At 70.0% G+C, this 3521-nt stretch carries 4 protein-coding genes; 2 read left to right on the top strand and 2 right to left on the bottom strand.

What is annotated here, in order from left to right; translation table 11 throughout:
* Nucleotides 1-472: 472 nt before the first annotated feature.
* The gene (locus E1288_RS33855) at nt 473-1483 is read left to right on the top strand and encodes a GlxA family transcriptional regulator (protein WP_132492565.1); all 1011 of its coding nucleotides are present in this window, start codon (nt 473-475) and stop codon (nt 1481-1483) included.
* 41 nt (nt 1484-1524) lie between these two features.
* Nucleotides 1525-1917, top strand: coding sequence for a MerR family transcriptional regulator (locus tag E1288_RS33860; protein ID WP_132492598.1), 393 nt, complete (start codon nt 1525-1527; stop codon nt 1915-1917).
* Between the two features lies 1 nt (nt 1918).
* Here E1288_RS33860 and E1288_RS33865 read toward each other — a convergent pair whose 3' ends face one another.
* Together E1288_RS33865 and E1288_RS33870 are read right to left on the bottom strand one after the other, a co-directional pair.
* Nucleotides 1919-2878: a hypothetical protein gene (locus E1288_RS33865; protein WP_132492567.1), complete on the bottom strand. Its 960-nt coding sequence runs from the start codon at nt 2876-2878 to the stop codon at nt 1919-1921.
* 91 nt (nt 2879-2969) lie between these two features.
* Nucleotides 2970-3494, bottom strand: a complete 525-nt coding sequence (locus E1288_RS33870; protein WP_132492569.1) for a type VII secretion system-associated protein — start codon at nt 3492-3494, stop codon at nt 2970-2972.
* Nucleotides 3495-3521: the final 27 nt, after the last annotated feature.

Consider the following 3521-nt stretch of genomic DNA (forward strand, 5'->3'; position numbering starts at 1 on the left):
CGGTTTTCGATGACGAAGCCTCATCAGGAGTTCACTTGCGTTCGCCCTTCAGGTCTTCCCCTTACCCTGTCGCCGACGACGACCCGTCGACACCTTGGGGCTTCTTGTCAGGCAGCTTCACACCCGCCAGTTACCCGGCGAGCATGTGCCCTAGGGGACCAGCCATGTTGGTCACTTGGCTGGAGGGAGCACCATCCTCACGACGCTCCCCGCTGGTGCGAGCGGCTTATCAGCTCGCACTCTGGTAGTCGACCAGGATCAGCGTGGCGTCGTAGAGGGTCGCCGGTGTTTCGCCGAAGCCGTTGAGCTGGCGCAGCGTCGTGGCAGCCATGGGCAAAAGCCCTCCTCAGGTGGGGTTTCGGGATCGCTCGGCGCCCTGTCGGCGCCGACGTGATCGACGCTACGATCGCTCCGTGGTGTCTGCAATGACGCCCGACTTGCAGATCTGGACATCGCGTTGGAGGGAGAGCCCGTGCCCGCGCTGAAGCGGCTGATCGTCATCGTCGTCTTCGACGGCGTCGACCTGCTGGACATCACCGGCCCGCCGGAGGTGTTCTCCCTGCTGCAGCGGGAAGTCGACACCGACACCGGCTACCGCGTGCTCCTGGCCGCCGAAACCACGGATCCGGTCACCACCGCGGCGGGCGTGCGCGTCCTGCCGGACGCCACGTTCGACGAGGTCAGCGGCCAGCGCATCGACACCCTCCTGGTTCCCGGCTCGGTGCGCATCGACGCCGACCAGCGCGTGACCGCCCTGACGGACCCGGATGTCACCGCCCGCGTCGCGCAGCTCGCCGGCACATCGCGCCGCATCGCCTCCGTGTGCGTCGGCGCCCACATCCTGGCCGCCGCGGGCCTGCTCGACGGGAAGCGCGCCACCACGCACTGGTCGACCGCCCACCAGCTGGCCGCCGACCACCCCGCCGTCACAGTGGACGCCGACCCGATCTTCATCCGCGACGGCGCCGTGTGGACCGGCGCGGGCATCAGCTCCTGCCTGGATCTGTCCCTGGCGCTGGTCGCCGAGGATTTCGGCGAGCCCGTCGCGCTTCGCGTGGCCCGCCATCTCGTGATGTACCTGAAGCGCCCCAGCGGGCAGAGCCAGTTCTCCGTGCCCCTCGAACCGGTCTCCACCACGCGCCGGATCGAGGACCTGCGGCACTACATCGCCGGCCACCTGACCCGGCCCATCGGCCTCGCCGACCTCGCCGAACACGCCCGGGTCTCCGAACGCCAGCTCGCCCGCATCTTCAAGGCGGAACTCGGCATGACACCGACCGCCTACATCGAATCCGCCCGCGTCGAACTCGCCCGCAACCAGCTGGAGACGACCGACGCGACCCTGGACCGCATCGCCACCACCTGCGGGTTCGGCACCGTCGACACCCTCATCCGCGCCTTCCGCCGCCAACTGGCGACCACGCCGAGCGAATACCGCAACGGCTTCCAGTACGCCGCCCCGCAGCGGGAGGGCCGCGATTAGGATCCAGCCGTCACATGCGTGTCAATGTTCGGGAGTTGGGCGTGCGCATCGGGGAACTTTCGGAGCGGACCGGCACTTCGCGGCGGTTGATCCGGTACTACGAGGAGCAGGGGCTGATCGTCGCCGACCGGTCCCCCAACGGCTACCGGGAATTCGCGGAGTACAACGTGGACCGGGTGATGCAGATCCGCGGGCTGCTCGACGCGGGGCTGCCGACCCGGATCATCAAGCAGATCCTGCCGTGCCTGGACAAACCCCGGGTCATCTACTTCCCCGACGCGACGCCGGAGATGATCGCAACCCTGGAGCACGAGCGGGACCGCATGACGGACCGGATCAGGTGCCTGACCAGAAACCGGGACGCGGTAAGGGAATACCTCGACGCGGTCCTCGAGTACAACCGCACCGGCGCAGCCCCGGAAGCGACCGGCTAGCTCAGGCGTCGGTCGGCTGCTCCGCGTTCTCCATGCGGACCATCGCCACCCACTCGCGACGGGTCGGGGTCCGCGCCTCCGGACCGGATTCGGCGATGTGCGCCCGCAGCCCCGGCGGCAGGGCGATGCCGTGCTTCTCCAGGTAGTAGGTGGTCAGATCCGACCAGATCCAACTGCCGTCGGTGCGCAGCGTCACCGGGACCACCGGCTCCTCGCTGTCGGTCAGCAGGTCGGGGACCAGGTCGTCCTCCTCGGTCAGCGGCTCGCCCGAGTTCAGGTAGGCCACCTGCGACTCACGCTCCGGCCCGGCCGGCTCGCGCTCCTCGTTCTCCTCGTCGAAGCGGGCGAGTTCGATGGTCGGCTCCGGGCTGACTCCGAAGATCTCCCGGCCCGCCACCAGCGCCGGCGCGTGGTAGTAGGGGTCCAGCGGGCTGTCCGAGCGGAACACCTCGACCTGCGGGCTGGCCAGCCCCGCTTCCCACAGCCGCTCCGCCAGCTCCGCGGCGATGACCTGCGGCTTCATCCCGCCCTCGGTCTCCACCAGGTGCATTGCGCGGGCCACTTCCGCCGGGCCGCCCTCGGGGGTCCGCCACGCCTGCCACGCGGTGTGCGTGCCCGGCTGCGACTCCAGGTACTCGCGGACCACGGCGGCGTAGGTCTCGGAGAGCGGGTCGTCCTCGCCGTGGAAGTCCCACGCCACCACCGACACGTCGAAGGCTTCGTCGAGCGCGCCGACCGCTTCGGCGACGGCCGCGTCGACGCCGTCGAGCAGGACCTCTCGGGTGTCCGCGGGCAGAGGTTCGTTCCACTCCCGGAAGACCTGCGCGATCAGCCGCACCGCGTGGGACCACTGGCCGGCCACCAGCCAGCGCCGCGCCTGCCACACCACCTCGTCGGGCAGCATCGGCGCGAAGCGCAACAGCAGCTCGTGCCGCGCCGCGTCCTGCTCGTCCTGCGTCATCTCCGAACCCCAAACTCCAGTTGCCGCACTGCGCACCGCAAGCTTCCCCGGGCACCGGCACCGGTTCAAGTAACCGATACCGGGACGGTCCTCACGCCACCGCGCGCTTGAACGCGCCGGCGAGCAGCCGCATCGAGGCGTCCGAGCCCGGGTTGACGAAGACGTCGACGCCTTCGTCGGGCAGCACCTCCGCGAGCTCCGCGGCGGTCACCTCCTGCCAACCCGCGACCTGAACCCTACGGCGGTGAGCCGGGGCGGTCGTCACCAACACCGACGCCACGTCGTCCGGGGACGGCGCGATCACGGGGTTGCCCTCCTCGTCGATCGCGACCCCCAGCACGGCTTCGCGCAGCGTCGCCAGCAGCGCTTCCGCGTCCGCCTCGCCCTTGTTCACCAGCCGCAGGGTGGCGTCGACGGGGTCGGTCGGCGAGCCGGGGCCGGACGGCACGTAGTCGGGGTTTGCCTCGAACCGCCCGGTCGTGCCGTCGGCCTCCACGTACCAGCCGCCGACCACCGCATCCAGCGGCGGCTGCTGCGGATCGCCGCCCTGCTCCTGCCAAGCCGGGTCGATCAGGAACACCCACCGGTCCTCCTCCGGCAGGACCGAATCACTCATGGTCAAAGCCTCCTACCTGCGGCCACG

It is taken from the genome of Saccharopolyspora elongata, from assembly GCF_004348985.1.
Taxonomy (GTDB): domain Bacteria; phylum Actinomycetota; class Actinomycetes; order Mycobacteriales; family Pseudonocardiaceae; genus Saccharopolyspora; species Saccharopolyspora elongata.

Bases quoted from the DNA above. Each gene is read 5' to 3' on its own strand.
- E1288_RS33870 (WP_132492569.1), bottom strand. From the start codon at position 3,494: ATGAGTGATTCGGTCCTGCCGGAGGAGGACCGGTGGGTGTTCCTGATC.
- E1288_RS33865 (WP_132492567.1), bottom strand. From the start codon at position 2,878: ATGACGCAGGACGAGCAGGACGCGGCGCGGCACGAGCTGCTGTTGCGC.